Annotated in this window: 23 protein-coding genes and 1 pseudogene; 15 read left to right on the forward strand and 9 right to left on the reverse strand. The window is 46.6% G+C overall.

Annotated elements, in window-relative coordinates; translation table 11 throughout:
• Positions 1-15: 15 nt before the first annotated feature.
• From FB479_RS25065 to FB479_RS25085, 5 genes are all read right to left on the reverse strand, one after another.
• A complete protein-coding gene (locus FB479_RS25065) occupies positions 16-879 on the reverse strand; it encodes a class II fructose-bisphosphate aldolase (protein WP_106657296.1) in 864 nt (287 codons plus the stop codon).
• Positions 880-912: 33 nt separating this feature from the next.
• Entirely contained in the window at positions 913-1,692 is a 780-nt protein-coding gene (locus FB479_RS25070; RefSeq protein WP_142067110.1) for a DeoR/GlpR family DNA-binding transcription regulator, read from the reverse strand.
• Positions 1,693-1,908: 216 nt separating this feature from the next.
• Positions 1,909-2,679, reverse strand: coding sequence for a MerR family transcriptional regulator (locus FB479_RS25075; protein WP_106657298.1), 771 nt, complete (start codon positions 2,677-2,679; stop codon positions 1,909-1,911).
• Positions 2,672-3,577, reverse strand: a complete 906-nt coding sequence (locus tag FB479_RS25080) for a CPBP family intramembrane glutamic endopeptidase (RefSeq protein ID WP_185746416.1) — start codon at positions 3,575-3,577, stop codon at positions 2,672-2,674. The genes FB479_RS25075 and FB479_RS25080 overlap by 8 nt, the downstream gene beginning before the upstream one ends.
• A 123-nt stretch (positions 3,578-3,700) precedes the next feature.
• Positions 3,701-4,573 (reverse strand): LysR family transcriptional regulator, encoded by an 873-nt coding sequence (locus tag FB479_RS25085; protein ID WP_142067111.1) that lies wholly within the window; start codon positions 4,571-4,573, stop codon positions 3,701-3,703.
• Positions 4,574-4,722: 149 nt separating this feature from the next.
• Here FB479_RS25085 and FB479_RS25090 point away from each other — a divergent pair, with 149 nt between their 5' ends.
• Positions 4,723-5,313, forward strand: a complete 591-nt coding sequence (locus FB479_RS25090; protein ID WP_142067112.1) for a DJ-1/PfpI family protein — start codon at positions 4,723-4,725, stop codon at positions 5,311-5,313.
• Positions 5,314-5,368: 55 nt separating this feature from the next.
• On the opposite strand, the gene FB479_RS25095 is transcribed toward FB479_RS25090, so the two are convergent.
• A complete protein-coding gene (locus tag FB479_RS25095; RefSeq protein WP_142067113.1) occupies positions 5,369-6,703 on the reverse strand; it encodes an erythromycin esterase family protein in 1,335 nt (444 codons plus the stop codon).
• 258 nt (positions 6,704-6,961) lie between these two features.
• On the opposite strand from FB479_RS25095, the gene FB479_RS30645 reads away from it, so the two are divergent.
• A complete protein-coding gene (locus FB479_RS30645; RefSeq protein ID WP_185746417.1) occupies positions 6,962-7,120 on the forward strand; it encodes a hypothetical protein in 159 nt (52 codons plus the stop codon).
• A gap of 29 nt (positions 7,121-7,149) precedes the next feature.
• Here FB479_RS30645 and FB479_RS25100 read toward each other — a convergent pair whose 3' ends face one another.
• A complete protein-coding gene (locus tag FB479_RS25100; RefSeq protein WP_142067114.1) occupies positions 7,150-8,934 on the reverse strand; it encodes a helix-turn-helix transcriptional regulator in 1,785 nt (594 codons plus the stop codon).
• A gap of 261 nt (positions 8,935-9,195) precedes the next feature.
• Here FB479_RS25100 and FB479_RS25105 point away from each other — a divergent pair, with 261 nt between their 5' ends.
• The 4 genes from FB479_RS25105 to FB479_RS25120 all read left to right on the forward strand — a co-directional run bounded on the left by FB479_RS25105 (position 9,196) and on the right by FB479_RS25120 (position 14,388).
• Positions 9,196-11,370 carry a serine hydrolase domain-containing protein gene (locus tag FB479_RS25105; protein WP_142067115.1) on the forward strand — a complete coding sequence of 725 codons (2,175 nt, stop codon included), beginning with the start codon at positions 9,196-9,198 and terminating at the stop codon, positions 11,368-11,370.
• Positions 11,371-11,558: 188 nt separating this feature from the next.
• Positions 11,559-12,221, forward strand: coding sequence for a type 1 glutamine amidotransferase domain-containing protein (locus FB479_RS25110; protein ID WP_142067116.1), 663 nt, complete (start codon positions 11,559-11,561; stop codon positions 12,219-12,221).
• 70 nt (positions 12,222-12,291) lie between these two features.
• Entirely contained in the window at positions 12,292-13,500 is a 1,209-nt protein-coding gene (locus tag FB479_RS25115; protein ID WP_142067117.1) for an MFS transporter, read from the forward strand.
• A gap of 15 nt (positions 13,501-13,515) precedes the next feature.
• Positions 13,516-14,388, forward strand: a complete 873-nt coding sequence (locus tag FB479_RS25120) for a LysR family transcriptional regulator (RefSeq protein WP_142067118.1) — start codon at positions 13,516-13,518, stop codon at positions 14,386-14,388.
• A 60-nt stretch (positions 14,389-14,448) separates the two neighbouring features.
• Here FB479_RS25120 and FB479_RS25125 read toward each other — a convergent pair whose 3' ends face one another.
• Positions 14,449-14,937 carry a hypothetical protein gene (locus FB479_RS25125; RefSeq protein WP_142067119.1) on the reverse strand — a complete coding sequence of 163 codons (489 nt, stop codon included), beginning with the start codon at positions 14,935-14,937 and terminating at the stop codon, positions 14,449-14,451.
• A gap of 147 nt (positions 14,938-15,084) precedes the next feature.
• Here FB479_RS25125 and FB479_RS25130 point away from each other — a divergent pair, with 147 nt between their 5' ends.
• The 9 genes and pseudogenes from FB479_RS25130 (at position 15,085) to FB479_RS25170 (ending at position 24,284) form a co-directional block, all read left to right on the forward strand.
• A complete protein-coding gene (locus FB479_RS25130) occupies positions 15,085-15,528 on the forward strand; it encodes a MarR family winged helix-turn-helix transcriptional regulator (protein WP_142067120.1) in 444 nt (147 codons plus the stop codon).
• A gap of 49 nt (positions 15,529-15,577) precedes the next feature.
• The gene (locus FB479_RS25135) at positions 15,578-16,519 is read left to right on the forward strand and encodes a ring-cleaving dioxygenase (protein WP_106657310.1); all 942 of its coding nucleotides are present in this window, start codon (positions 15,578-15,580) and stop codon (positions 16,517-16,519) included.
• 15 nt (positions 16,520-16,534) lie between these two features.
• The gene (locus FB479_RS25140; protein WP_106657311.1) at positions 16,535-17,593 is read left to right on the forward strand and encodes an LLM class flavin-dependent oxidoreductase; all 1,059 of its coding nucleotides are present in this window, start codon (positions 16,535-16,537) and stop codon (positions 17,591-17,593) included.
• Between the two features lie 250 nt (positions 17,594-17,843).
• Positions 17,844-19,955 (forward strand): tetratricopeptide repeat protein, encoded by a 2,112-nt coding sequence (locus FB479_RS25145; RefSeq protein WP_142067121.1) that lies wholly within the window; start codon positions 17,844-17,846, stop codon positions 19,953-19,955.
• Between the two features lie 22 nt (positions 19,956-19,977).
• The gene (locus tag FB479_RS25150) at positions 19,978-20,610 is read left to right on the forward strand and encodes a DUF1266 domain-containing protein (RefSeq protein ID WP_106657313.1); all 633 of its coding nucleotides are present in this window, start codon (positions 19,978-19,980) and stop codon (positions 20,608-20,610) included.
• A 110-nt stretch (positions 20,611-20,720) separates the two neighbouring features.
• Positions 20,721-21,608, forward strand: coding sequence for a TIGR01777 family oxidoreductase (locus FB479_RS25155; RefSeq protein ID WP_106657314.1), 888 nt, complete (start codon positions 20,721-20,723; stop codon positions 21,606-21,608).
• On the forward strand, positions 21,605-22,465 hold the full coding sequence (locus tag FB479_RS25160; protein ID WP_142067122.1) for a helix-turn-helix domain-containing protein: 861 nt from the start codon (positions 21,605-21,607) through the stop codon (positions 22,463-22,465). Before FB479_RS25155 ends, FB479_RS25160 begins: the two co-directional genes overlap by 4 nt.
• A gap of 54 nt (positions 22,466-22,519) precedes the next feature.
• Positions 22,520-22,912, forward strand: a complete 393-nt coding sequence (locus FB479_RS25165) for a VOC family protein (RefSeq protein ID WP_142067123.1) — start codon at positions 22,520-22,522, stop codon at positions 22,910-22,912.
• 219 nt (positions 22,913-23,131) lie between these two features.
• Positions 23,132-24,284: pseudogene (locus FB479_RS25170) on the forward strand (esterase-like activity of phytase family protein).
• Positions 24,285-24,357: 73 nt separating this feature from the next.
• Here FB479_RS25170 and FB479_RS25175 read toward each other — a convergent pair.
• Positions 24,358-25,833 (reverse strand): RtcB family protein, encoded by a 1,476-nt coding sequence (locus tag FB479_RS25175; RefSeq protein WP_142067124.1) that lies wholly within the window; start codon positions 25,831-25,833, stop codon positions 24,358-24,360.
• Positions 25,834-26,202: the final 369 nt, after the last annotated feature.

A 26,202-nucleotide genomic window follows, 5' to 3' on the forward strand; every position in this document is an offset into this window, starting at 1 on the left:
CCTGTCTTTTTTTCGTTAACGTACATTCGCTTTTCCAACACAACCGCACATCTCCATCTTGGCGAGCGCGACTTCTTTGACTGCCTGCTTGGCCTGCTTCATATAGGTGCGCGGGTCGTTTTCCTGCGGGTTGCTGTCAAATACGCCCTTGATCGCTTGTGAAAACGCGATACGCAGCTCTGTCGCTACGTTCATTTTTGCCATGCCGAGCTGAACCGCCCGCTTCACCTGCTCCTCGGGAATTCCCGAGCCGCCGTGCAACACAAGCGGTACAGAAACACGACGAGCAATCTCTTCGATGCGAGCAAAATCAATGCGCGGCTCCCCTTTGTAAATCCCGTGAGCCGTACCAATGGCTGGAGCCAGCGTATCCACGCCAGTCAACTCGATAAACCTCTCGCACTCAATCGGATCAGCTAGCGCAGCATCTGCATCGTCGACGACGAGATCATCCTCCACGCCCCCGACCTTGCCGAGCTCTGCCTCCACATTGACACCGCGCTCCCTAGCCAGCTCCACTACACGCCGCGTCATCTCCGCATTTTCCGCAAAGGGATGCATTGACGCATCGATCATGACCGATGTATAACCCGCTTCGATACATCGCACAATCAGTTCCTCTTCATGACAATGATCCAAATGCAGGGCAATCGGCACCCGGGCCTCCTCTGAGGCTACCCGGGCGATTGCTGCTACATACTCCGGTCCGAGATGCCGGACCGTTCCGACTGTGGTCTGTAAAATGAGCGGTGCGTCTGCTTCGCAAGCCGCCTCCACTACTGCTTGGAGCATTTCCATCGTGTGTACGTTGAATGCCCCCACACAATATCCTTGCTCCCTTGCTGTGCGCAGCATTTGTGTCGATGATACCAACGCCATATCGATCCCCCGTTTCCTTTCTGATCTGGTAGTTTACCTGGTCACGCCCTGCAAGCTCGCCAGCTCCAGGTTGATGCCCAGCTCCACATACTTGCTGACAAGATGCTGTGCTGCCGCATCCGTAATAATCCGATCGACATCGGACACCCCGGCGAACTTCGCCAAATGCGTTTCTCCGAACTTGCTGTGGTCAGCCAGCACGTAGACTTTTCTGGCGCGTTCCATCATGACTTGGTTGATTTGCGCTTCTGCCAGATTGAGCGTCGTCAGCCCATTTTCCGGATGAACCCCATCTGCCCCGATAAAGCATTTGAAAACAGAAAGTCCTCGCAAATTGTCCGCTGCGACAGAACCAACGAGCGCAAATGATTTGTGACGCATCTCTCCACCGATCAAGATGACGTGATGCTTGCCTTGACTGTTCAGCTCCATGGCGATGTTGACCGCATTCGTCACGACCGTCAGATCATTTAAGCCGCGCAGCAGCTTGGCGAGCTCCATCATCGTGGTCCCTGCCCCGAGAATAACTGTGTCCCCCGGCTGTATGTGTGACAGCGCTTGATGGGCAATCGCTTGCTTCTCTTCGCTTCTCTCTTCCAGCTTTTCCGTGAAGCTGCGCTCCAATGGCAAGAAATTCGTAATCGTCGCGCCTCCGTGAATACGCGTCAGCAATCCGTCGTTTTCGAGCTTGATCAAATCTTTTCGGATCGTTACTTCAGACACATCCAGCGCCAGACTCAATTGGCTGACGGTTACGCTCTGTTCTGCTTTCAATTGTTCGAGGATCTTGCTGTGCCGTTCGGCTGCCAGCATATGACTTCACTTCCTTACGATCATAAATTATATTGTTTCGTTTTGTTTCTTATTTCCTTTCGTTTACTTTCACTTTGATCTTAGCATTGAAGAAAAACGAATGTCAAATGTGTTTGTTGAATTTTCTAAAAAATAAAAAACCAGTCTTGTCCCGGTTGAATACCGAAACACACTGGTTGCTTCATGTTTATCCATGAAAAGAGTCGGACCTCTCTATCATTCGGAATCAATGTAATGGTCAAGAATACGCTCGATATAATCCATCACCTCACGACTCATCCCATAAAGGGAGGGAGTCTCTCCATCACGAGGACGAATAAATTCCCAATATTTTAGAGACAGTTCTTCATCATCTGAAAACAGCTTGTCACTAATGTCCATCACTTGGGCTGCAAGCCGACGGGAATCCGGAGAATCGGCAGGCTCATTCAAATGAGAGCCAATGTCATTCAGCAGCTTGGCCCATTCCAACGCTAACGGATCGTCATTCTTCAAGTCAGGAAGCTTACGTAATTCATCCTCCGTAAAATACCCGCTGCGATATTGCTCTTTGCTTATCTTTTCGGGCGCATTCAGTTCTTTCATAAAACGCATGATTTCTTCGATATCGACATGGTCAGTTACTTCTAACGCGTATTGAACCGTTGTAAGCAGCGTTTCAATATATTGGAGATGCTTTTGTTTGGCATGTACAGCTTCAAGCTGTCTGGCAATGACCGTTTTCCATGCTTGTCCCTTGACGGTGGTCGCCGTTTCAACTGGTTGAGGCGGCGACGATTTTTCCATGATAGCCTGGATCTCCGACAGTCGAAATCCCATCTCTTTCAATACGGAAATTTCCTGCAGCTTCATGATGTCTTCTTCGCAGTACATGCGATATCCGGACTTGGGGTCCCTCGAAGGGCACAGCAATCCCAGCTGTTCATAGTAATGCAAAGTTTTTATCGTTACTCCGGTTCGTTTGGCTAATTGCCCTACGCTATACATGCTTGTAGCCTCCTGTTTTCCGCCAACCGATGGTCCTTCTCCGTACGATACCTAGCGTGAGCAGTATAAGAATCCCAACAAGAAGCGTCATCACAAAGATGATAAATAGTTCTCCCGTACCCGGCACCATTTCTTCGTAGGTGAGGAAGCGCGTCTCCCGCTGAAGGACGATGAATCGGGTGGTGAACAGATAAGCCAGATGAAAGCCAATAGAGGTCCACAAGCTGTCCGTCACAAGGCGCAGCAGTTGAAGAATGAACCCAAAGGTTAGCAATAAGATGATATAGTCGACTGATATGGCGGCGGGCTCAAATCCTGTGAGATGGTGCAGTCCGGTTACAGCTACCGGTGCGAGCGTGAATAGGACAGGTTGAAGAAATAAAGCGGCGACTCTGCTAAAACGCTCCCCCAGTGCACTAAACACGGCTCCGCGAAAGGAAAGCTCCTCCGGCAACGCTTCATAGAAAAAGGCGATCACTACATTCAACATCGCTGTTGACAACAACTGTATCGAGAAATGAAATTCCGTTATGTGTATCCAACCTAACCATTCGGCAATAGCGAAACCCGAACCGGAAAGGATAATAACCAGCCCCGCTCCAGCCATACACGGGAGGACAGCTTGCTTTACCGACGACAACCCGATCGCACGAAACGGTTTGCGCCCTGACTTCTTCAGCAGCCAATATAGCAAAGGCACGACAATGGATGTGAGCAGGACCGCTTGCAAGCCGTGTACGATCAGTTGGGAGCCTCCCATGCGCGATACGGTCTGTCCAACGGCGGTAGCCGCAAACAGAGCAACTACGAAAATTCCCCAACTGGACAAAACAGCTGCCCACCACCTCATTCCCTTGTTCTTACTACTGATAGACCCTCTATCCTGTTCTGGTTGCATTCTGTATTCCTCCCATCCTTTTGTTAGATCCAGCATAATCCCTCCCCTTAAGGTAAGAGTCAACACTTTTGGGGCTTCATTTTTCTGAAGGGCTGGACAAACAGGATGGCTATTGGAGGATACTCAGCTTTCGCACCGACTTTCCAGCATGAAATCAATAAACTTCTTATGCGCCCGTGAGAGCCACTTGTTTTTATGGTAGGCAATTTGCGCATAGAACAACAACTCTTCCTCGCACGCTATCATTTTTACTTTTTGCTCATTCAACAGGGCTTCGACGCTAATATACGGCATCAAGCTTACGCCTAGCCCGTTCGCCACACTCTGCTTGATCGCTTCCATACTGGAGAATTCCAGGTGATGCTTCGGCTTTATCTCCCTTTTTTCCAAGAATCGTTGAAAAAACCGCCGCAGAGCACAATGCTCTCCGCTGAAAACCATACATTCCTCGCCAGCATCCTCTATTTTTTCAAAGGAATGATCGCGTCCCCCGATAAAAACCAGCCGCTCGGTAGAGAACTGCTCCACGACCAGATTCGGATCATCGAGCTGTGGCTCCAGCGTGATCACGATATCCAATAGACCTTCATGCAGCTTTTCCCGCAAACGAATGCAGTCGTCCATCACAAATGAAATATTTACGCCCGGGTAGCTCGCTCTGTACTTGGACAAAATGTCTCCCAACCGATAGATCGTAATTGTCTCCGAGGCTCCGATGCGCAGCTCTCCTTGCAGTGATTGCTCATTTGCCGATATATCCTTGATCTTCGCATAGGAGACCAGCAGCTCCTCGACATACGTGTACAGCTCGCGGCCATAGGCGGTCAACTGAATTTTCTTTCCGAGTCGATCAAACAAGGGGACACCCATTCCTTCTTCCAGCTGCTGAATATGAGAGGTAATGGTCGCCTGCGAATATTGCAGGGCTTGCGCAGCCTTCGTAAAGCTGTTGAAATCGACGACTGCCTTAAAGGTTTGAAATTGGCGAATCTCCATCCTGGCTCCCCCTTGCCCGCATGTTTATTATTAGAAATCCTGAAGATCATCTTCAGAACTTTCATTTTTACTAATAACCAATGATAGCATATGATTCTTGGTAAGTACCGGTACGGCTTGAACGATTCGAATAGAGGAGCTGATTTTCGATGAAAAAAGTGTGCTTGTTATTACCGAATGGCTTTGAAGCAGTAGAGGCTAGCGTATTTACAGACGTAATCGGCTGGAACAAGGAAGAGGGCGACGGAACAACGGAGCTGGTGACGGTGGGAACGCGCAAAGAGTTGAAATGCACGTGGAATTTTACCGTGATCCCCGAGATGGTGATCGACGATGCGGATGTAAATGACTTCGATGCGCTGGCACTGCCTGGCGGTTTTGAGCATGCAGGGTTTTATGAAGATGCTTATCGCGAGGACGTTCTCGCTTTCATACGTGAATTTGAAAAGCAAGGCAAAGTGATCGCCTCCATCTGTGTCGGTGCACTGCCCCTCGGGAAAAGCGGGATTTTGCAAGGACGGAAGGCAACGACTTACAACCTAAACAACCAACTGAGACAAAAGCAGCTGGCAGCGATGGGTGCCACTGTCATCCCTGACCAATCCATCGTCATCGACAACAATATCATCACCTCTTACAATCCATCGACCGCTTTTGATGTGGCATTCACCTTGCTGGAGTCGCTGACATCCCGCGAAAACACCGACAATGTGAAGCGCTTGATGGGGTTTCTTGTATAATAAAACCGGCATTTTGCCCAGTGCTCTTGGGTAAATGCCGGTTTCTTTCTGCTATTTAACGAACAAGCTCGCCAGCGCTCACTGTATCTATATGAATGAGAATATCAAATGCTTGCCCAAGCGAAGTTGTTACAGTGTTTGGTTTGCTTGGATCAGCAGAACCGAATCCGATCAAAAACGGCTGTTCTTCCTCTAACCATTTTTGGGTGAGACCTGTAGCATTCCGTAAATCAACAAAGTATTGATCCTTTGAGACTTGATCCAGAGTATGATTGAATGTTTTTGGATCATTCAATTGAATGGTAGCTGGAACAATTTTATTTTCAAGGTTAAACGCGTTATAATCGCCTTTCCCGAATGAAGTTCCAATCGTTACATATTCCTTTCCATAATGCTCCAGTAAATGCTGACCGGCGAGCTTCGGGTATACCTCTTGCAACATATTGTTCTTTGCGATGTGCCCATTGTGAGCCCATACGATTGTTTTTCCCAGCTGTTCATGAGCCCACTTCGCATTCTCAAACATCGCGATATCATGCTTCAAAAAGAATTCAGATGGATTCTCCGAGAAGTTGAAAAACATGCCAGTAAATTGCTCAATGACCTTGGCGTGTTGCTTAATCCTTGCAAACTCCTTGGATTGGCCGTTCAGACTGCTTTTGTTTTGTTCCAATATTTCCGTGATTTCTTTCGCTTGCTCCTGATGTTTTTCCTGAATGGCCTGTGGCAAAGCTGAATAGGTTTCCAGGTCCTTCGTAACTTCGGCAAGTTCCTTCATTTTATTATTCACACGGGGCAGCAGGTCAGGCTTATATTTTTTTATATACTGTCTGATCTCATCGTATACATTTTCGCTGACATTTTGTACATCCATTCCGACCACCCGCAGTTTCTTTTCGTTCTCGGGATCGGCATTGTACTCACGCATCCATTCCAGTATGTCTACGATTTCTTTTGTTTGAAATATAGGCATTAGGAATTTACTCGGATTCCCTTCTCCTGTGAGAACGTAATGATCAAGTTTCAATGCGTTGCCCCAGTTTTCTTCTAATACAAGGGTGGTAAAGCCCATTTCCATGACGAGAAATTCAACAAACCGGTGTTTCATCGTATAAATTTCACGACTTCCATGATTTGCCTCACCTAAACCTACGATTGAAGCAGAACCGATCATTTGGCGCAGCGGTTCAATATCTTTAAGATCAGTCCCAGGCTCAGCGCTATTCAATTGAAAAGAGTTCAGCTCTAACCATTCTTTTGGACTTAGATGTTCTGCCTTCTTCCCTTGTTGTTCGCTGTCCATCTCGGTTAATGGAGCTGTATTCGTGCATCCTGTTATGAGTAGACCACAAATCGATACCGCGACGATGCTACTTCTGTAAAAGTTCATTTCTCTTTCCTCCTAAAAGCTTCGTTGGCGCAAAGTATGGCATGGGTACTGCCTGTACAACAAGTAGCGTTTTGTCATAAGTTTGAGACGCCCTGTTACCAGCGGTTTCTCCCTGCCCCATATGACAATTTGTCATCAAAAAAAGCACCGGATCTTGAAGATCGGTACTTTTGAAATAGCATCCAATGTCATATGCTGCAATCGGGGGATAAGAATAAGCCATCCATCACACCCTACTGGCAAAAGGAGTGGTGAATCATGGAGAAAAAGCGAGGTTCTGCCGAGCACGAGCCCACAGTAGCGCCAAGCATGAACGGTCATGATCCTTTGGAAGAAAAGGCGACGAAAGAAGAAGTGGAAAAAGGGGATTACACAAAGGTAACGCGGCTGTTCCTGGATCGAACACCGGAAGAGTAAAGACGGGATTTCTCCCGTCTTTTTGTCATCTATAGGATACTCTCGATTCTCGCCAGTTCAATTGCTTCTTCCCGGTTGCTGACACCGAGCTTCGAATAAAGGGTGGAACAGTAATTCCGTATCGTTCCCTCCGATAAATAGAGTTTGGTGGCAATCGATTTGTAGCGAAGCCCATCCGTTAAAAGCTGTAAAATCTCCCTTTCCCGTTTCGTCAATCCATACGGATCATTCGGGCTGTACTTCTCTAACTGCTCACGTTGGCGCTTCATCTCTTCGAATACGCGCGTGGCGATCGACTGATCAAGCCACGTTCCCCCGCTATAGATGAGCTTCATCGCTTCCATCATCTCTTTTGGACGAGTAGACTTCACCATATATCCTTCCGCCCCATGCTCCAATGCTGTTGCTGCCTGTACGGAATCCCCAAACGTTGTCATGATCACAACCTTCATGTTCGGCCAACGTTTTTTCATTTGAAGGAAGGCCTCCAGTCCGTTCATCCCTTGCATCTGCACGTCCATTAACACGATATCCGGCTGGTGTCGCTCACACTGTTCTAAAGCTTCTTGCCCGTCACTAGCTGTTCCCACAACGATAAAGTTGTCCTGCTGGCTTAAGATTTGCTGCAAGCTGTCGGCAATCATTACCTGATCGTCAACAATAAGCAGGCGGATACTTCCCTGTCCAGCCTCTACCTGTAAAGGAACATTACAAATGACAACAGTTCCTTGCCCTGATTGCGAATGAACAGACAGCGTACCTTGCTGTTGCTCAAGCCTTTCCTTCATTCCCTTTAGTCCTAAGCCGAACTCGATGGATTCTATTCCGTTGCCATTATCTTCGATTTGTAAACGGAGTTGCTGACTTTCGAAATACAGATCAACAGATATCACACTTGCTTGGCCGTGACGAACCGCATTTGTAAGCGATTCTTGCAGGCAACGATATAAACAAATGCTCATTTTTTGCATAACGAGCGTCTCACTGCCGATCACTCGGAAGTTGACCGTTACACCTGTTGCCTTCATAAATTCTTCCGTCAGTTCCAATAGCGACTCACTTAGCGACTGGTTGAACCGAGCATGAGAGAGCTGATGCAAATGCTTTCTGATATCATCCAGGCTGCCTTGTGCTATTGAGACAAGTTTATCGACTCGTTCAATCTGTGAATCAGGAACCGAGGATCGGAGTGATTCAACGCCCACAAGCAAAGAGGTTAACGAATGCCCAATCGTGTCATGCAACTCATGTGACAGCCGATTACGTTCCTCGATCAGTGTAAGCTCTTCGATTTGCTTAATATGCTGCTCCAGTAATTGCTTCTGTTCTTGAATGATTCGAGCTTGCTTATGAGACTCAATTAATATGCTAAACGCCATACCAATCGCAAAACCAAAGCTGCAACTAAACATGAACTCGTACGGAAGGCGATTGGTAATCAACCCGTTCAAAGCCGGAAAAATAATCCCACTAGAGATTCCCGTCCACATATACGTTCTGCGACTACTGGCCACACCAATAATGATCACCAGTAAAACGAAAGACCAAATCAATCCAGGCGCTACATAGGCCACAAATAGATAAAAAAAGCCTGTCATTACGACTTCAACAGCCAGATACCCATTTTCTTTTTTATATGGAATGATCAATGGAATGGCATAAACCAAAAAGGCAATCAGGATGATGACTCCGAACGGAACGGCTACGATTGCCGGATACATAACATCTGCGATGACGATGATACCTAGCCAAATCGTTCGCAAGGCAAAAATCACCCAATTGTACCAGAACCATTTTTTTATCATGGATAACATTTGTCATGTACTCCTGCTCGTTTGAATGGTAAGGAATTTCCCGAATGTTTCTGACTCATCATGCATCATTATTTCCCGATTCGTCAAGCAGAATGAGCAGTGTCATATAGCTCCTATGACATTCTATCATGCCATAAATATGATGGGTCGGCACGATGTCATACATAGATAGAACGGTATTGTCACTATGTGATTTTACAGCCTAGAGAATAAGGTAAATGCGTGAGACAACACACTTCAACTTAAGAGGAGCGAAAAGAAATGAAACCATTCCACATGCAAAAAGGAGCGTCACTGACTTTATCTGCCTTATTGATAGGAACGCTGATACTTCCTACTTACGGTTGTGCCGAAGCGGGTGTGAACCAAACAATCACGCAACAACAGAATACAGATCATGCCAAAACGAAAGAAGCGATTGATAAAGCTGCTGCCAGCGAAAACATTCCAGGCGTCATCTTTGCAGTAATGAAGGGAACGGATTTCTGGTCGTATGCTTCCGGCGAAGCGAATATCGAAAGCAAGAAACCGATGGAAGCTGACTATTCCTTTCGAATCGGGAGTATAACGAAAACATTCGTCGGTGTAGTTGCTCTGCAACTAGCTGGGGAAAAGAAGCTAAGCCTCGATGACTCGTTGGAAAAATGGCTGCCAGGTGTCGTGCAAGGAAACGGATATGACGGTAACAAAATTACGATTCGTCAGTTATTAAATCATACGAGTGGAGTTGCAGACTACTTAGATGCTGAACTTAGGCAAAGTTTACTCCAGAACTCCACTCAAACGTTTACAGCCGAACAACTCGTTTCTCGTGCATTAAAGCAAAAACCGACCACGGGTGGATATTCGAATACCAATACAGTGCTGATGAAACTCATTATCCAAAAGGTCACAGGAGAAACGTACGCAGAGCAAATCAAGAAACGAATTATGGAGCCGCTTCAACTAAAAGAAACGCTTTTACCGGAAAACTCACAATCCATTCCGGAAAACAGTCCGAATGGATACTTTAACAATGCCGGTACATTAATGGATATGACGGACCTTAACCCTTCGTTTGCAGACGCAGCAGGGGGGATGATCTCGACTGCGAAAGATTTAACAACGTTCTTCAGTGCTTTATTGGGCGGAAAATTGTTAACACCTGAGATTCAAAAAGAAATGTTGACCACTGTAGCTACTCCACACGGGAAGTTCGGACTCGGTATTCAGGAAGTAACATTGCCGAATGGCGTCACCATCTGGGGGCATCAAGGCGGTATTCCTGGATTCACCAACTTCGCAGGTGGAACAAAGGACGGCGAGCATGTGATCGCGATGAGTATCAACGTATTAGAAGGTGCCGTTCCTCATATGGAGAACATCCAGATGACTGAATTCTCGGGACAAGCCAAGCAACCATCCACTCCGGATCAAGCGACCCAAGAACATGGGGAAGAAGTGAAACACTTCATTGATGAGAAAGCAAAAAGCGAGGAAATCCCTGGCATAGTGGCTGCTGGGTTAAGAGACGGAGAATACTGGTCTTATGCAGCGGGTGTAGCCAACCTCGATCATAAAAATCCGATGGAGCCAGACTTTACTTTCCGTATTGGCAGTGTCACAAAGGCGTTTGTTGCTACCCTTGTCTTACAGTTGGCTCAGGAGAAAAAGCTGAATCTGGATGATTCGGTAGAAAAATGGCTCCCAGGTGTGGTAAAGGGCAATGGGTATGACGGCAACAAAATCACGATTCGTCAGTTATTGAACCAAACAAGCGGGATTGCAAGCTATACGAGTACAGACATGCGGTACGCTACCTCATTCCCTCAATATACTGTTGATGACCTTGTACGTATGGGACTGGCAAAGCCGCCAGTATTTCAACCGGGAGCAGGCTGGGACTATTCGAATACAAATACCGTGTTAGCTGGTCTTGTTATTCAGAAGGTGACAGGAGAAACGTACGATGTGCAGATGAAGAAACGCATCCTCGACCCGCTTCAGATGACAGATACATCCTTTAGTGGCAGTAATCCAAAAATCCCGGGCCAGCATGCAACAGGCTATAACATGAATCAGGCAGGGAAGCTGTATGATTTCACAGAGTATAATCCTTCATGGGCGAATGCTGCGGGGGAAATGATCTCGACAGGCAAAGATTTGACCACCTTTTTCAGTGCGCTTTTGGGTGGAAAACTATTAAATGACGAGATGATGAAACAAATGACAACAGGTGTGGACTCACCTTTTGGCAAATATGGACTTGGACTTTATGAGGTGACACTGCCGAATGGAAAGACCTATTGGGGACATGGCGGCGGCATTCATGGGTTTGAAACGTTAGCGGGTGGTACCTTAGGCGGGAAGGATATTTTGGTAACGAACATCAATGCGGTCGGCCCAGAACCTGTCATCGCTAATAATGCCATTTTCGAAAAGGAATTTAGCCGTTGAGTTAAAAAGGAAAAATGATAGAAGGCTTTTGCTTTGGGAACTCCAAGGGCACTAAGCCTTTTTCCTTTTCATCTTTTATCTATAAATTTATTTATGGATATGCCAATAAAACATAATTTGTTTTATTGGCAACTCGACCCTAGAATAGCATCTGTACCCCCCATCAAAAAATACAGGAGGCAATATAGATGGCAAAACAAATCTTGATGGTAGTCACCAATCATACAGATATGCAGGAAGGCAAAAAGACAGGAATCTGGCTGTCCGAATTTGCGGAGGCTTATCTGGCCTTCGAAAACAAAGGCTATGAAATCACCGTAGCAAGTCCATTTGGCGGAGTTGGTCCGATTGACCCTGGCAGCGTGGACGACCAAACACCGCAAGAAATCTTGGACGCCGCCAAGCATCTGGAAAACACCAAAAAGCTGGATGACGTAACAGCGGACGGCTTCGAGGCCATTTTCCTCCCAGGTGGTCATGGCACGATGTTTGACCTGCCAGATAACCAAAAGCTCCAGCAATTACTGCGAGATTTTTATGAAGCAGGAAAAATCGTAGCGGCTGTTTGCCACGGTCCTGCCGGGCTCGTGGGTGCGACCTTGTCCGATGGCCAGCCGCTAGTCGCAGGCAAGCGCGTGAATGCTTTCACAGACAGAGAAGAAGCAGCGACAGGCTTGGGGTCCTACCTGCCTTTCCTTCTGGAGAGCAGAATCCGTGATCTCGGTGCCATTTTTGTGGCGGCACCAAATTGGAGCACACATGTAGAAGTCGACGGCAACCTGATTACCGGACAAAATCCTCAATCTACGCTCGCTGTCACAGAAGCAGTAATAAGCAAATTAGGCGAATAATACACGTGAGGCTGATAGACGAAACACATATCAGCCTTTTCTTTACCGGAAAGGAGGGCTACTCACTACCATGGCAACAGAAAATATGGCCCGTCACTATGAACGAGATCAGGCCACTCGCAAAGGATCGACTCTCGCCTTGTACGCTCTGACACTCGGAGCATTTGCGATCGGGATGACAGAGTTCATCATTATGGGCCTACTCTCTGAGGTAGCCACCAGTCTGAACGTTTCCATCCCGATGGCTGGATTCCTGATTACCGGTTATGCATTGGGTGTCGCTATCGGCGCTCCCATCATCACGCTGGCTACCCACAAAATGCCGCGAAAAGCACTTTTGCTGTTTCTTATGATTTTATTTATCGCGGGAAATGCGCTAGCCGCTCTCGCACCGAACTATACGGTTTTGATGCTGGCTCGCATTCTGGCTGCTCTTACCCACGGGTCGTTCTTCGGAGTAGGTTCGGTCATTGCCGCTGAGCTGGTTCCCAAGGAAAAACGCGCGGGTGCCATCGCGATCATGTTTACCGGACTGACACTGGCCAATATTTTGGGTGTACCAATTGGAACGTTTCTGGGGCAAGCCTACGGCTGGCGCTCTACCTTCTGGGCGATCGCGATGATTGGGATCATTGCCTTGATCGGAATTGTCATGCTCGTCCCGAAGGTCGCCAACGCAACATCCAGTCTGCGTCAGGAGCTCGGCGTGCTCAAACGCCCAGCGGTTCATATCGCGCTTATGATGACCGTATTCGGATTTGGTGGCGTATTTACTGCGTTTACGTACATTTCGCCAATCCTGGTGGATATCACGGGCTTCTCACCCAGCTCTGTTTCGTACATCCTCGTCTTATTCGGCGTAGGAATTACCATCGGGAATATTTACGGTGGAAAACTGGCAGACCGCAAGCTGTTTCCTTCCCTGCTCGGAATACTTGTCTTACTGGCGCTCGTTCTCGCTGTGTTCAGCTTTACCGATCAAAATAAGCTGCTCACCTTGATAACGGTATTTATTTTAGGGATTGCCGCATTTGGTACGGTTCCTGGCTTGCAGCTCCACATGCTGAACACAGCCAAGGAAGCTCCTACGCTCGCTTCGACACTGAACATCGCGGCCTTCAACCTGGGAAATGCGCTTGGTGCCTATATTGGGGGCGTTGTTATCGATCTTAACTTTGCAGGAGGTCTCCCTGCCGTTCCTTGGGTCGCTTCGCTCGTGACGGTCATCGGAATTTTGTTTACGATATGGGGAGCACAGCACCAGAAACGTCTCAGTTAAGAAAGGATAGCCAATATGGTGGACTTTGAATGGTACCGAAGCTTTATCAGCATCTATAAGCATAGCTCCGTATCGGAAGCTGCCAGAACGAGAATGATGACCCAACCAGCCATGAGCCAGCATCTGGCCTCCTTAGAGGCAGAGGTAGGTGAGCCATTATTTACACGAGCTCCCCGAAAAATGATTCCTACCGAGAGAGGCAAAGCGCTCTATACACAGGTGGTTCCGCTCATCGAAGCTTTGGAAGAAACCACGCAGACCCTCAAGACGAACGCGGCCACATCTTTACCCGTGATTCGAATCGGGTCAGCGCATGAGTTTTTCCGTGAGAAATTAGCTCCGTATATCGGAAGCTATCAAATGCGCGTCATCGCCTATCTCGGTGTCGCTTCCAAGATACTCGAATTCCTGCTGGAGGAAAAAGTAGACCTCATCGTCATGTCGCAAAAGCTTTCCGCGCCAGGCGTCGAATATATTCCCTACATGCAAGAGGAATTTGCTTTGGTGGCACCTCCCGATTACAGGGAACCAACGTTTGACGACAAGGAGTCTTTTGAAGCGTGGCTATGCTCCCAGCCGTGGATCAGCTATGACTTGGATTTGCCGATCATCCGCCGTTTTTGGCGCGAACATTTCCAGAAGCGTCCACAAACGCATCCGACACACGTCGTACCGGATTTGCACAGTGTGCTGAAGGCGATCGAGCATGGCGCTGGCATCAGCCTGTTGCCAACGTTCATGCTGGATGATCATTTGTCCAGAAACAAAGTAAAGATTATGTACCCGTCCTTTACTGTTTATAACGATTTGTATCTGGCCTACCAGGTGAAAAACCGGAATCTGCCTCATCTGAAGACATTGATTGAAACGCTGAAAAAGGCGGTATGACAATGGTAGATAAAGATAACGCCGCTCCTGGCAAATGGAGCGGCGCAATTTTTAAACAGTTTAATGCTGTACGATCTCGTTTAACCATGATCTAAGATTTTCTTGCATATCTGGATATGTTCCATCTTTATTTTTCCTCAATGTTACCCACTGTAAATGATGCGGGAGATTGCATATTTTTAATCGGAGCTCATTCAACTCTCCCGTATAATCCTCTAATAGTAGCAACCGTTCACCCTCTACTGTTTCCTTTCCAAATGCTTCATATTTTACTTCATTGATTTTGGTAGTGGTATGCCAGTGCGTGTATGTGCACCAACGAAAATTTCCTGGTAGTCCATGCAATTTCATATTCAATTCTTCCATATCTTCTCTTTTTACATATGATCCGATTATTTCAGAATCTAATTCGATTCTCGGATCAAACTCTTTACAATCAATAATAATCTCATAATCTGCATTTTTTTCATTATGATAGTGAAATAGGATTTCTCTTATGTTGTTTAAGGCAATTTCCTTCCCGAAGTAAATTCCTGATTTTTTCTCCATAAATGATCCCCTATTTTATAAATAGTTTCCCATATTTTAATACGACTGATGTAATACTTGGTCCTTTAGACTATCATTTATGGTATTGCTTTTTTATCAATTGAGTAGTAAAGTGATAATAAGCTCAGCGAAGGGAGGCAAACTAACATGCGTAATAACACCATAGGCTCATTAATCTGGTTACGCTTGATGCGGTTTACCACCCAAAGCAACCAGCTGTCAAATGAATTTCTCAAACGCTTCGATTTAACAACAGCGCAATTCGATGTCCTGATGCAAATTAGCGTCTACCAGCCTCTCACCCAGTCAGAGTTAGCTGAGAAGGTAACCGTTACACAAGGTGGTATTTCTCGGATGCTCGTTCGTCTTGAAAAAGAGGGCTACATTGTACGCAAGCAAGATTGGAAAACGAAAACGATCAGCCTAACCAAAAAAGGGGAAGCCGTACTGGAACAAGCCTTTCCGGAACAACTGGCGTTTCAGTCGTCATTCTTCGATGAGGTACTGAGTGAAGAAGAGCAAAAAACGCTTTACACCCTAATGACACGCGTCCATAAGAATAGCCAAAAAAAGGAATTACCGCCTGTGTAATTTTTTTACACCATCACTTGATTAGTCAAGTTAAACAAGGAGGTCTACCATGTACACCATTCCAGGCCATCACCATGTATCTATGTTAACCAAACATGCTCCATCGAATAATCACTTTTACCAAAACGTATTGGGACTGCGCAGAGTGAAGAAAACCGTCAACCAGGACGATCCGTCGATGTATCACCTGTTTTACGGAGATTTGACAGGCAGTGCCGGAACAGAGTTGTCATTTTTTGAAATGCCGATGGTAGGAAAAACCGTACGCGGCACAAACGCCATCACTCGAATCGGACTGCTCGTTCCGTCACGGGAGAGCTTGACCTTTTGGAAAAAGCGCTTTGAGCAACTGAATGTTCACCATGGCGACATTACCCAGTACGCTGGCCGCGATGCCTTGCATTTCGAAGACCCGGAAGGCCTGCGAATGATCCTAATCAATAACAACGGCGAAGGAGTTCCGCCGAAATGGGCTCCGTGGGACGAATCCGTGGTCGAAGAAAAGCATCGCATCTTGGGAATCGGTACGGTTGAGATTACCGTCCGCTCCTTGGACAAATTAGCCAGCCTGTTGACAGACACATTCGGCTATAGCGAAGTATCGCGCTCAGAACAAGAAGCCATTTATCAATCCGTCCCAGGAAAATCCTTCGGAGAAATTGTCATTAAGCAGGAAGAGGGAACCCCTGAAAAACCGGGTCGTGGAAGTGTTCATCACTTGGCGATTCGTGTGAGCAACGATGAGGAACTGCAATACTGGGATGACGCCGTTCGAAAACGCGGTTTCCGTTCAACAGGGATTGTGGATCGATTCTACTTCAAAAGCTTGTATTTCCGTGAGTCAAACGGCATTTTGTTCGAAATTGCAACAGACGGTCCTGGCTTCACAGCAGATTCATCCGTCGAGGAGCTCGGAAAAGCTTTGGACTTACCTCCATTCCTCGAAGAACGCCGCGCAGAAATTGAAGCGAAATTGACACCTATAGACTAAAAGGAGTGAATCAACATGGAACAATATCGTATCGACACCAAAAAGGGACTTGAATTCGGCTTATATTCGATTGGCGACCATGTCCCGAATCCACACACCGGCTCCAAGATTTCTCCTGAACAGCGCATTAAGGAATTAATCGAAGCAAGCAAGCTGGCAGATGAAGCAGGACTTGATGTATTCGCTGTCGGCGAAAGCCACCAGACGTATTTTACGACGCAGGCTCATACCGTCATTCTGGGTGCAATCGCGCAAGCTACGAAAAACATTAAAATCGCTAGCTCCGCCACTGTATTGAGCACATCTGATCCGGTCCGCGTGTATGAGGATTTCGCTACCTTGGATCTGATCTCCAATGGTCGGGCAGAAATTGTTGCCGGACGCGGTTCCCGAGTAGGAGCGTATAGCCTCCTCGGCTACGATGTGCGCGACTATGAGGAATTGTTTGAAGAGAAAATGGACCTTCTTCTCAAGCTAAACAACGAGGATCGTGTTACGTGGGAAGGGCAGTTCCGTGCACCACTACAAAATGCAACAATCCTGCCGCAGCCATTACAAGGACGTCTTCCCATCTGGCGTGCCGTAGGGGGACCACCTGCAAGCGCGATTAAAGCCGGTCAAGCTGGCGTGCCTATGATGCTAACCACACTCGGAGGTCCAGCCATCAACTTCAAAGGCTCCGTCGATGCTTACCGGGAGGCTGCGAAGCAAAATGGTTTTGACCCAGCGACCTTGCCAGTAGCGACAACGAGTTTGTTTTATACAGCCGACAAAACTTCAGATGCGCTTCGCGAGTTCTATCCGCATCTAAATGGTGGGTTTATCGCCTTGCGTGGCGGTGGCTATCCGAAGCAACAGTTTGCGCAAGCGGTCGATTATCGAGATGCGTTAATGATTGGCAGCCCTGACGTCATCATCGAAAAAATGCTCTACCAATACGAAATGTACGGACAACAACGCTTCATGGCGCAAATCGATTTTGGCGGGGTGCCATTTGATAAAATTGCGAAAAATATTGAACTGATCGCAACGAAAATCTTGCCAGAAGTGAAAAAGCATACAACCAAATCGTAACAAAAAGGAGTGGCACCTATGAAAATCGTCGTATTAGTGACGGTTATCTCAAATTAAAGATACTCTATACAATGCAGTTCTGTTGTTAATGCGGCCTGCTGACCGAAAGCTTCCAAGACGCGGATCTTCTTCTCACAAGAAAAGAAGGTCTGCGTCTTTTTTATTTTTCCATCATAGTTAAAATTATCCTCAGTAGATTATAATCATGAAACAGCAGATGAATCACACGTAAAAGGTGGCGTGACGACTTGTGAATATTTGGAGGATACTGGACATTGATCCTACCGAAGATATTTCGACGATTAAAAAAGCCTACGCGAAAAAGCTGAAGCTGCATCACCCGGAAGATGATCCGGAGGGCTACCAGCAACTGCGAGAAGCATACGATATGGCCATTAAAATGGCGAAGAAGGGCCAGAGAAAACCAAAGGCAGAAGTGACATCCATAGCCGATGCAGAAACCCCTGTACAACTGGAAGAGGATACTCCCATCCTCACTGTTCATCGTCGGCTGTCCTTTCAACATATTGACGCCGCACCAGATCGCAATGATCCAGTTGAACAAATACCTTTCATGGAAGAGGATACTCCCATCCTCACTGTCCAGCGTCGGCTGTCCTTTCAACATATTGACACCGCACCAGATCGCAATGATCCAGTTGTACAAACAGACACTTTCATGGAAGAGGATACTCCCATCCTCACTGTCCAGCGTCGGCTGTCCTTTCAACATATTGACGCCGCACCAGATCGCAATGATCCAGTTGTACAGATAGACACTTTTATGGAGCAAGTAAAAGCTTTGTACGACGATTTCCCTTCCAGAATCAATCCTGAAAATTGGACAAAGCTGCTCCGTTCTGACTTAGTATGGAATATACATCTGAGAAGAATCGTCAGTGATCGCCTGTTTCGCTTTCTGCACGAGCACCACCATTTGCCCAAAAGCGTCTGGTTAATACTAGAGGATGGCTTTCAATGGCGGGAGCTTATTCAAAAGCCTTTTTATATGGACAAGCACTCGAAAAATTTTTGCCAATACTATCTGAAGCAGCTAGACGATCCAGGATTGCGTTTTGACACTTTGCTTGCGGCGCCCCATCTCAATCGTGATATATTCTTGTCTTACCGCGATGCAGCTTATCAAGCCTTGAAAGAAAATCAACTGGAGCAAGCAAGCAACTCACTTAACGCGGCTATTGCCTTATTTGCCGATGACCCCGAATTGCTTCGCCTCCAGGGAGAGTATTGCCAGCGAATCGGTGACACGGATGGTGCACTCGACGCTTATTCCCGAATCATCAGCATTCAGCCAGACGATATCGACAGCTATCTGGCTCGAGCCTACATATGGTACCAAGAACAACATGTCACCGAGGCTCAGAAGGAATGCGAGTACATCCTGTCTCAACTTCCAAACCATCAGGAAGCACTAAGCCTGCTCGGAAAGTGTCAGCTGAAGCTGGGTAATGAAGCTCAAGCAAAAGTCACATTTGAACAGCTGCTCGCAGCCAGTCCACACGATTACGAGGCGCTCATTTTGCTCACCCAGATTCGTGGAAACATGCTGAAACAAGTCAAGAAGCTGCCTGCCAAAGAAAGGGAGCATGCCTTGCAGCAATTGACTTTGGAGCTGGGAGAACGGAAAGGCTTGAATAAACAAATAATGCCAGCCATTCATTTTCAAGTAGCCGTAGCTACGGTGACCCTTGCTCTCATCATGCTTTTTCAATCTCTTCTATACAACGCATATGTAGATCATACGAAGTCCGCTCCCATTTCCAATGTAGAGCTTCATCAGAATGGACTGGTCAAATTATCATCGCCAGAGGCTTTGAAACAGATTGGACCCAACCAATTCGTTCAGGCCAGATTAACGAATCTCCGTAGTCTGAACATCTATCAATATACGAAAACAGATAAAGACGGAAATAGCTACACGACATACGAAAATTATTTGACGCTTAATGAAACCGGAGACATAGGAAAAATTACTCCTTCAGGCTACGTAAACATCGGCTACTTGGGCGATACCCCCATCCTCGTCATTACGAAGCATAGTACGATCGAGATTGAAAAAACCGGAATCTTAGATTTTGAAATGGGCCAAGTAATGGATATACCGCCTAAGGTACTGATGGACACAAAGAAAATGTTACAGCATTTGGAACTGACTCCTTTGTTCGATTTCAACAAGCTCAATCAGAATCAAATGATTGAGGTAAAGTATTTGACGATCCCGACGATCCCGAGTCCGAGCCCGCCGTTGGAGATCTATTTCTATGGGCTGATTCTTTTGGTCTTGTGTCGTTACTTCTTTGGGTCACTGTACAATCTGTATATCATCACTCGAGTCTATTAACAAGGAGTGAACTTTTTCATACATGTTCACATTCAAGCGTAAAAAGGAAAAACAATTTCACTTCTTTACCTGCAGTATGCATTCAGCTATTGGGATTGGGGCAGATACGGTCTACATCGAAATAAAAGATAACTATAGCAAACGGGGAATAAGAGACGCCGCGAGTCAGAAAGAGAGACTATCGTGGATGCTAAAAGAAGGCGAGCGGAAAGAATTTGCCCGGCTTCACCATTTTTTATCAGCGTTATCAGAGTCAGGACGAGTGGAATATATCAACTCTCTGGAACCAGATCAGGATCGCGTCGGCAAGGCAAAGATCGTTCATTACTATCTGCGAAGACTCCCAGATGAAGGGATTGCTGCCTATGATTATGCCTGGGTCTCCTACTTGAGTGGTACGAGATGGGAAGGCGGCTATATCAGCAAAGAGGAAGCTCGGCAGTTTAAGCTACAGGCTGTGAGACAAGCGCAACAAGCCTATAACAGCTGGAGCGAGTTTATCACGGGATATATCGCCGGCTATCAATTTATGACTGCGAAAACATCGCTGGATCACCTGCGCCAAAATGATTGGAATTTTTCACGCTCCCTTGTTTCCAAACACTGCATGCTATCGAAATCTAACTGGCATACCGACTTTTCAAATTTTAGCTAATAAATAATAGCTCTCCCCATTTTGGGTGAAGAGCTTTTTTACTGCCGCCACTTCGCATTATGTTACAATTATTGTAAGAAATTCGACACCGATGGAAGCGAGTTGATCTTATGAAAAAGAAAGTCATCCTGGCTGGCGGCACTGGCTTTATCGGCAAGTATCTGGCAGACAAATTCAATCAACTTGGCTACGAAGTAAGGATCATCGCAAGAACTTCCCCTCATATAACGTGGGACAATCACGCGAAAATCGTGGAAGCTTTGGAAGATTCCGAGCTGCTCATCAATCTGGCGGGCAAATCCGTCAACTGTCGTTACCATGAAAAGAACAAGGAAGAAATCCTGAATTCTCGGACAGAGACCACTCACATACTTGGCAATGCTGTTCTTGCCTGCAAAAACCCTCCTTTACTCTGGATCAATTCCAGTACGGCCACGATTTACAGGCATGCAGAGGATCGCCCCATGACAGAAGCAACAGGGGAGATTGGAACAGGCTTTTCGGTCGACGTCGCCAAGCAATGGGAAGCTGCCTTCTTTTCCTTTGATTTGCCGCATACGAGACAAGTAGCCTTACGTATGGCGATCGTGCTGGGCGAAAACGGCGGGGTTATCGATCCATACAAAAATCTCGTTCGCTTTGGACTCGGGGGTGTACAAGGGTCTGGCAATCAGCGTTTTAGCTGGATTCATGTCGAAGATATCTTCCAGATCATTCTCTTTTTGAAGGAGAGAACTGACTTAAGCGGCGTGTTCAATTGTTCTTCTCCCCATCCCGTCACAAATCGTGAATTCATGCAGCATTTTCGCAACGTGATGAATCGGAGCTTCGGACTGCCTTCTCCCAAATGGATGCTGGAAATGGGGGCCATGATAATCGGAACGGAAACAGAGCTGGTGTTAAAAAGCCGCTGGGTTATTCCAGAAAGGCTTGAGCGTGAAGGGTACCAGTTTCGTTTTGCCCATATCGATAAGACGCTGCAGGATATTTTGAAATGACCGACAAACCTTCCAGGAACTATGTTCTCCAGGCAAAAAGCAAGCAATTTTACTGGGAAGGGGATGGGCAGCTTTCCATTAAAACATTTCGTAATGGAAGGGCACAATACAAGACAAGTAAAGGCTTTTTTGCTGTGGAAGAGGGCAGGTATCTCTTGCTGAACGAAGGGGAGTATACCATTTCCATCGAGGAAGCGGAGGATGTAGAATCGTTTTGTATTTTTTTCAAGCATGGTTTTGGCGAGGAGATGTTAAGCACGCTCGTGGATTCAACGGATCGACTTCTCAGTGATCCTTATAAGGAAACGGCTTCGATCGGTTTCTTTGAAAAAACCTATCATACGAGCCATACACTGGCTTTTCAGTTAGCGACTTTGAAAGAGAGTCTCACCTTCCTTGAACGGGACTCCATCGGTTATGAAGAACAATTTCACCAGATTATGCGGACCCTATTGCTCGGACAGTTCGATGTAAGAAAAGAAATGGACGCTTTGCACGCGCTTCGACAATCGACTCGCGAAGAACTCTATCGAAGAATCAGTACCGCCCATGATTATATACGCGCTTTTTATGATCAACCTATCAGGCTCGATGAGATCGCACAGATTGCTTGTCTGTCTCCTAACCATTTGCTGCGAGCGTACGCCCAAGTGTATGGCAAAACGCCCCACCAGCATATTTCGGAATACCGGATACAACGAGCCAAGCAGCTGTTAGCCAAGCTGGACTTCAGTATGACAGACATCGCCTTTGAACTTGGATTCAGTAACCCCGTTTCCTTTAGCAAAATGTTTAAGCAGCATGTCGGCGTTTCTCCACTGCAATTCAGAAAAAAAGTGATTTTGGATAAGAAATAATCATTGGATTCGTCTATGCTGAAGAGGATACGTGAACAAATGGGGGATTTAATCATGAACACGAACCTGATTCAAAAAGTAGGGCAAATCGGCATCCCTGTCAAAAACCTGGAAAAAGCCGTCCATTTTTACAAAGAGCAGCTTGGACTCCCTCTTTTGTTTCAGACAGGCAACATGGCGTTCTTTGAATGCAACGGACTTCGCCTCATGCTGAGCCTGCCGGAAAAAGAGCAATTTGCACACGCCAGCTCCGTCATTTACTTTCAAGTAGATGACATTCAAACTGCTTTTGAAGAATTAAAAAATAGGGACGTAACGTTTATCAATGAGCCACATCTCGTAGCCAAAATGGGGCAAACGGAAACGTGGATGACCTTCTTTAAAGACACAGAAGAGAATACGCATGCCTTCGTGAGTGAAGTACAAGGGGAGACCGTTTCATTTTGAACGGTCTCTTTTTTATTTTCCCACAAATCCACCGAAGCCGAGGACCTGACTCAAGAAGTTTTTATTCATGTTGTTCCCTCCCATATTTTTTTGCAATATCCACTGTTCATTCCCTTACACTTCCTTAACATGGGAAAAGTCATTTCTCAATATAAGCGTGATAGGATCGTACAAGAAACAAGCAGCAGCTTTAAAAGGAGACTTCGTATGAAAAAATGGATGTATACGCTAACGGCGTCACTCGTACTCTCGACCCTTTTCGGTTACGGTCAAACCCATGCTTCCGGTACGAATTCAGCTAATGTCCATAATGGTAAAGCACGTTCTGTAGGCAGCCTTTCCTTCATTGGAGAACAAACCATTCCATATGGCCAGCAGTTTGAAGGAACGACTATTGGAGGACTTTCAGGTATTCATTATGATCCAAAAAAAGGACAGTGGCTCATCATCAGTGATGATCGGTCTGATAAAAACCCTGCGCGATTCTACCAAGCAAAATTAGCCTACGATCATAAACAGTTTCAACCGGTTCAGCTATCAGGTGTAACATTTTTAAAGCAGCCAAATGGAAGCTATTATCCCAATCAAAAGCAATTCGCAACGCAAGGTGGAGAAATCCCGGATTTGGAAGACATCGCGGTAGACCCCAAGGATGGAACCATCTGGTATACGACGGAAGGCAGCCGATCACATGGCATGAATCCATCTGTTAAGCATGCGTCCAGAGATGGGAAGTATTTATCTTCGTTCCCGGCGTCAAAGCTATTCACTATGAATCCAAAGCTCGAAATCGGACCTCGCCAAAACCAAACCTTTGAAGGTCTCAGTTTTTCGCCAGACGGTTCATCGCTTTGGGTTTCCATGGAGAACGCTGTCTATCAGGATGGGGGACTCCCAACGGTAAACGCTGGGTCGCTCTCGCGTATAACGCAATATGATCGCAATGGAAATATGAAAGCTCAATATGCTTATCCGGTTGATGCCATCCCTGCAAAACCGGGTCCTGGAAAGTATGCGGATAATGGCGTAACGAGTATTCTCGCTGTCAATGATCATTACAGAACGTGCCGGAGTTGAAGGAGCAGATGGAACCTTCAAATTCCATGTTCGTGTATATGAGATTGATACAACAGGTGCCACCGACATTTCCAATCTCGATTTGTTACTTGGAAAGAATATCACTCCCGTTAAAAAACGGCTGGTCCTCGATTTATCCAAATCAGGTCTACGGCATATCGATAACATCGAAGGAATAACGTGGGGACCCAAGCTTCCGAACGGGCACGACAGCTTGGTTCTGGTTTCAGATAACAACTTTGCAAGTACACAAACCACTCAGTTATTAGCTTTCGAAGTGCTACCTAAAAAGTGAGCAATGGGGTATAGGAAAAGGGGCTTTCCCTAAAAAGTCATGAAAATGACTAAGGGATCGCCCCTGCTTCTATTTATCCTTTTACCGTAGCAATCGGCGCCACCTCAGCCACAATCTCAGCCATACCATGATCCACATGCGACTGAATCACCGGAGTAATATCTTTATAGGCATAAGGCGCCTCTTTTTTCAGCTCTTCCTCCCATTTTTTCAAAATATCGCTCCGTCCGCGCAAGTCCGCCCGCTTCGGGTCAATCGGATTGATCACGCGGAAGTTAGCAAGAAACTCGCGAAATCTGTCATCGTCCACTTTCACAGCATCGCCGCGAGAAAGTGCACGACCTGCGCCATGGCTTGCGCTAAACAGACTTTCCCGATTCCCTAACCCCGCCAAAATAAAGCTGTGCGATCCCATAGACCCAGGAATAAACACAGGTTCACCCGTATACTGAAACGGCGTGCCCATCATTTGCTCGGCCGATTTCGCTGTACACGACCCTTTTCGATGCAAAAATCCACCCACCTGTTCGAGCTGCTCTTCCCACAAATAATTATGAGGCGCATCGTACAACAGCTTGTGTTCAAAATCGCCCAACACATCGGAAATCGATTTGTACATCATCAGCCCCAGCATTAATCGATTGGCAAACGCAAAGTTCGCCGCATTGTGCAGGAGACTCCAAAACATTTTCCACTGCGGTTCGAAACGCTCCGAAAGAGGCAGTGGATACATGCCGTTATCCGGGTGCTTTAAGGAAGTCGGGTACATCCTTTTCAGCATCTCTTTGATCCATGCACCGCTGTTATAACCAATGGAAACAGAGCCGGTATGAATCATAAGGACAACTTGCCCTTCTTTTAGCCCCCACTGACTGGCGATAGAGCCCTGATGCACTTTTTTGACCACCTGAATCTCAAAAAAATGATTCCCGCCACCAAGCGAGCCGATTTGTGCATCCCGGGAAAGCTCGGCAGGGCCGAGAAAGTCATCGAGTCCAATCGTCGATTCCGCGATAAAAGACCCCATTTTATTGACATGGTTCAAATCCAGCTCCTGCTGCTTCTCGTTGTAATAGCGCCAAATTCCCTCGCCATTCGCTTCCTTGTGGCTGTCCAGTATGCCGATCAGGCCTTCCTTGAACATTTTTTCCCGCATCTGCCGCGTCATGGGAATATTGCGGCCCCCTTCGAAAAAAACATGGCGCACATTCCGTTCAATGACATCCAGATTTGTGCGAATCTGCTCCTCGGACAAATCCGTGACATACAGACGCATCCCGCAGTTAATATCGTTGCCAATCGCTTGCGGCAGCACAAACCCACGCGTAAACAGCGTCGTGCCTACAGGAATGCCGCTTCCTTTGTGAAAATCGGGCGTAATGGCTACTTCCAAAACCCCGGTATTGGGATCGTCAAAATAATCGGGTGAATGCTTTTGCAGCGTTGCAATTGTTTCATTCACCTCTAAAAGTCGATGCAGCTCCTCTACCGCATTGTTTTCTACTTTTACTTCCGGATTGATGAAATATTTAATGGGTGTGTTGCTCAATAGAAGACCACCTTTATTCGTTTTATAGGAACATACGTTCTTTATTTGCCAATAGAAAAAGCCGCTATCATGCTGATTTCGTCCTTCCTGGATGAAAAAACGCAGCATGGAATCGCAGCCTTTACGCTTGGGAGCTATTGTGTTATCACAAGGGCGTTATCAACAGCCTATGGGAAACGGAGTTGGCTCACTCTTACACAACGCAATCGCGTAAAAGGCACACCTATGGAGTTGGATTTTATCGCTACATGGTTTTGTTTCATGCTTAGTTACGTATGCGAACATGTTGGAATCCTCCTCCTTTCGTTTCTTGCTCACGATCTTACCATTGGATAAATTTTACTGTCAAGCCCCCGAATTATCGAGGGC

Origin of the sequence: Brevibacillus sp. AG162 (assembly GCF_006715575.1) — a bacterium.
GTDB lineage: Bacteria > Bacillota > Bacilli > Brevibacillales > Brevibacillaceae > Brevibacillus > Brevibacillus brevis.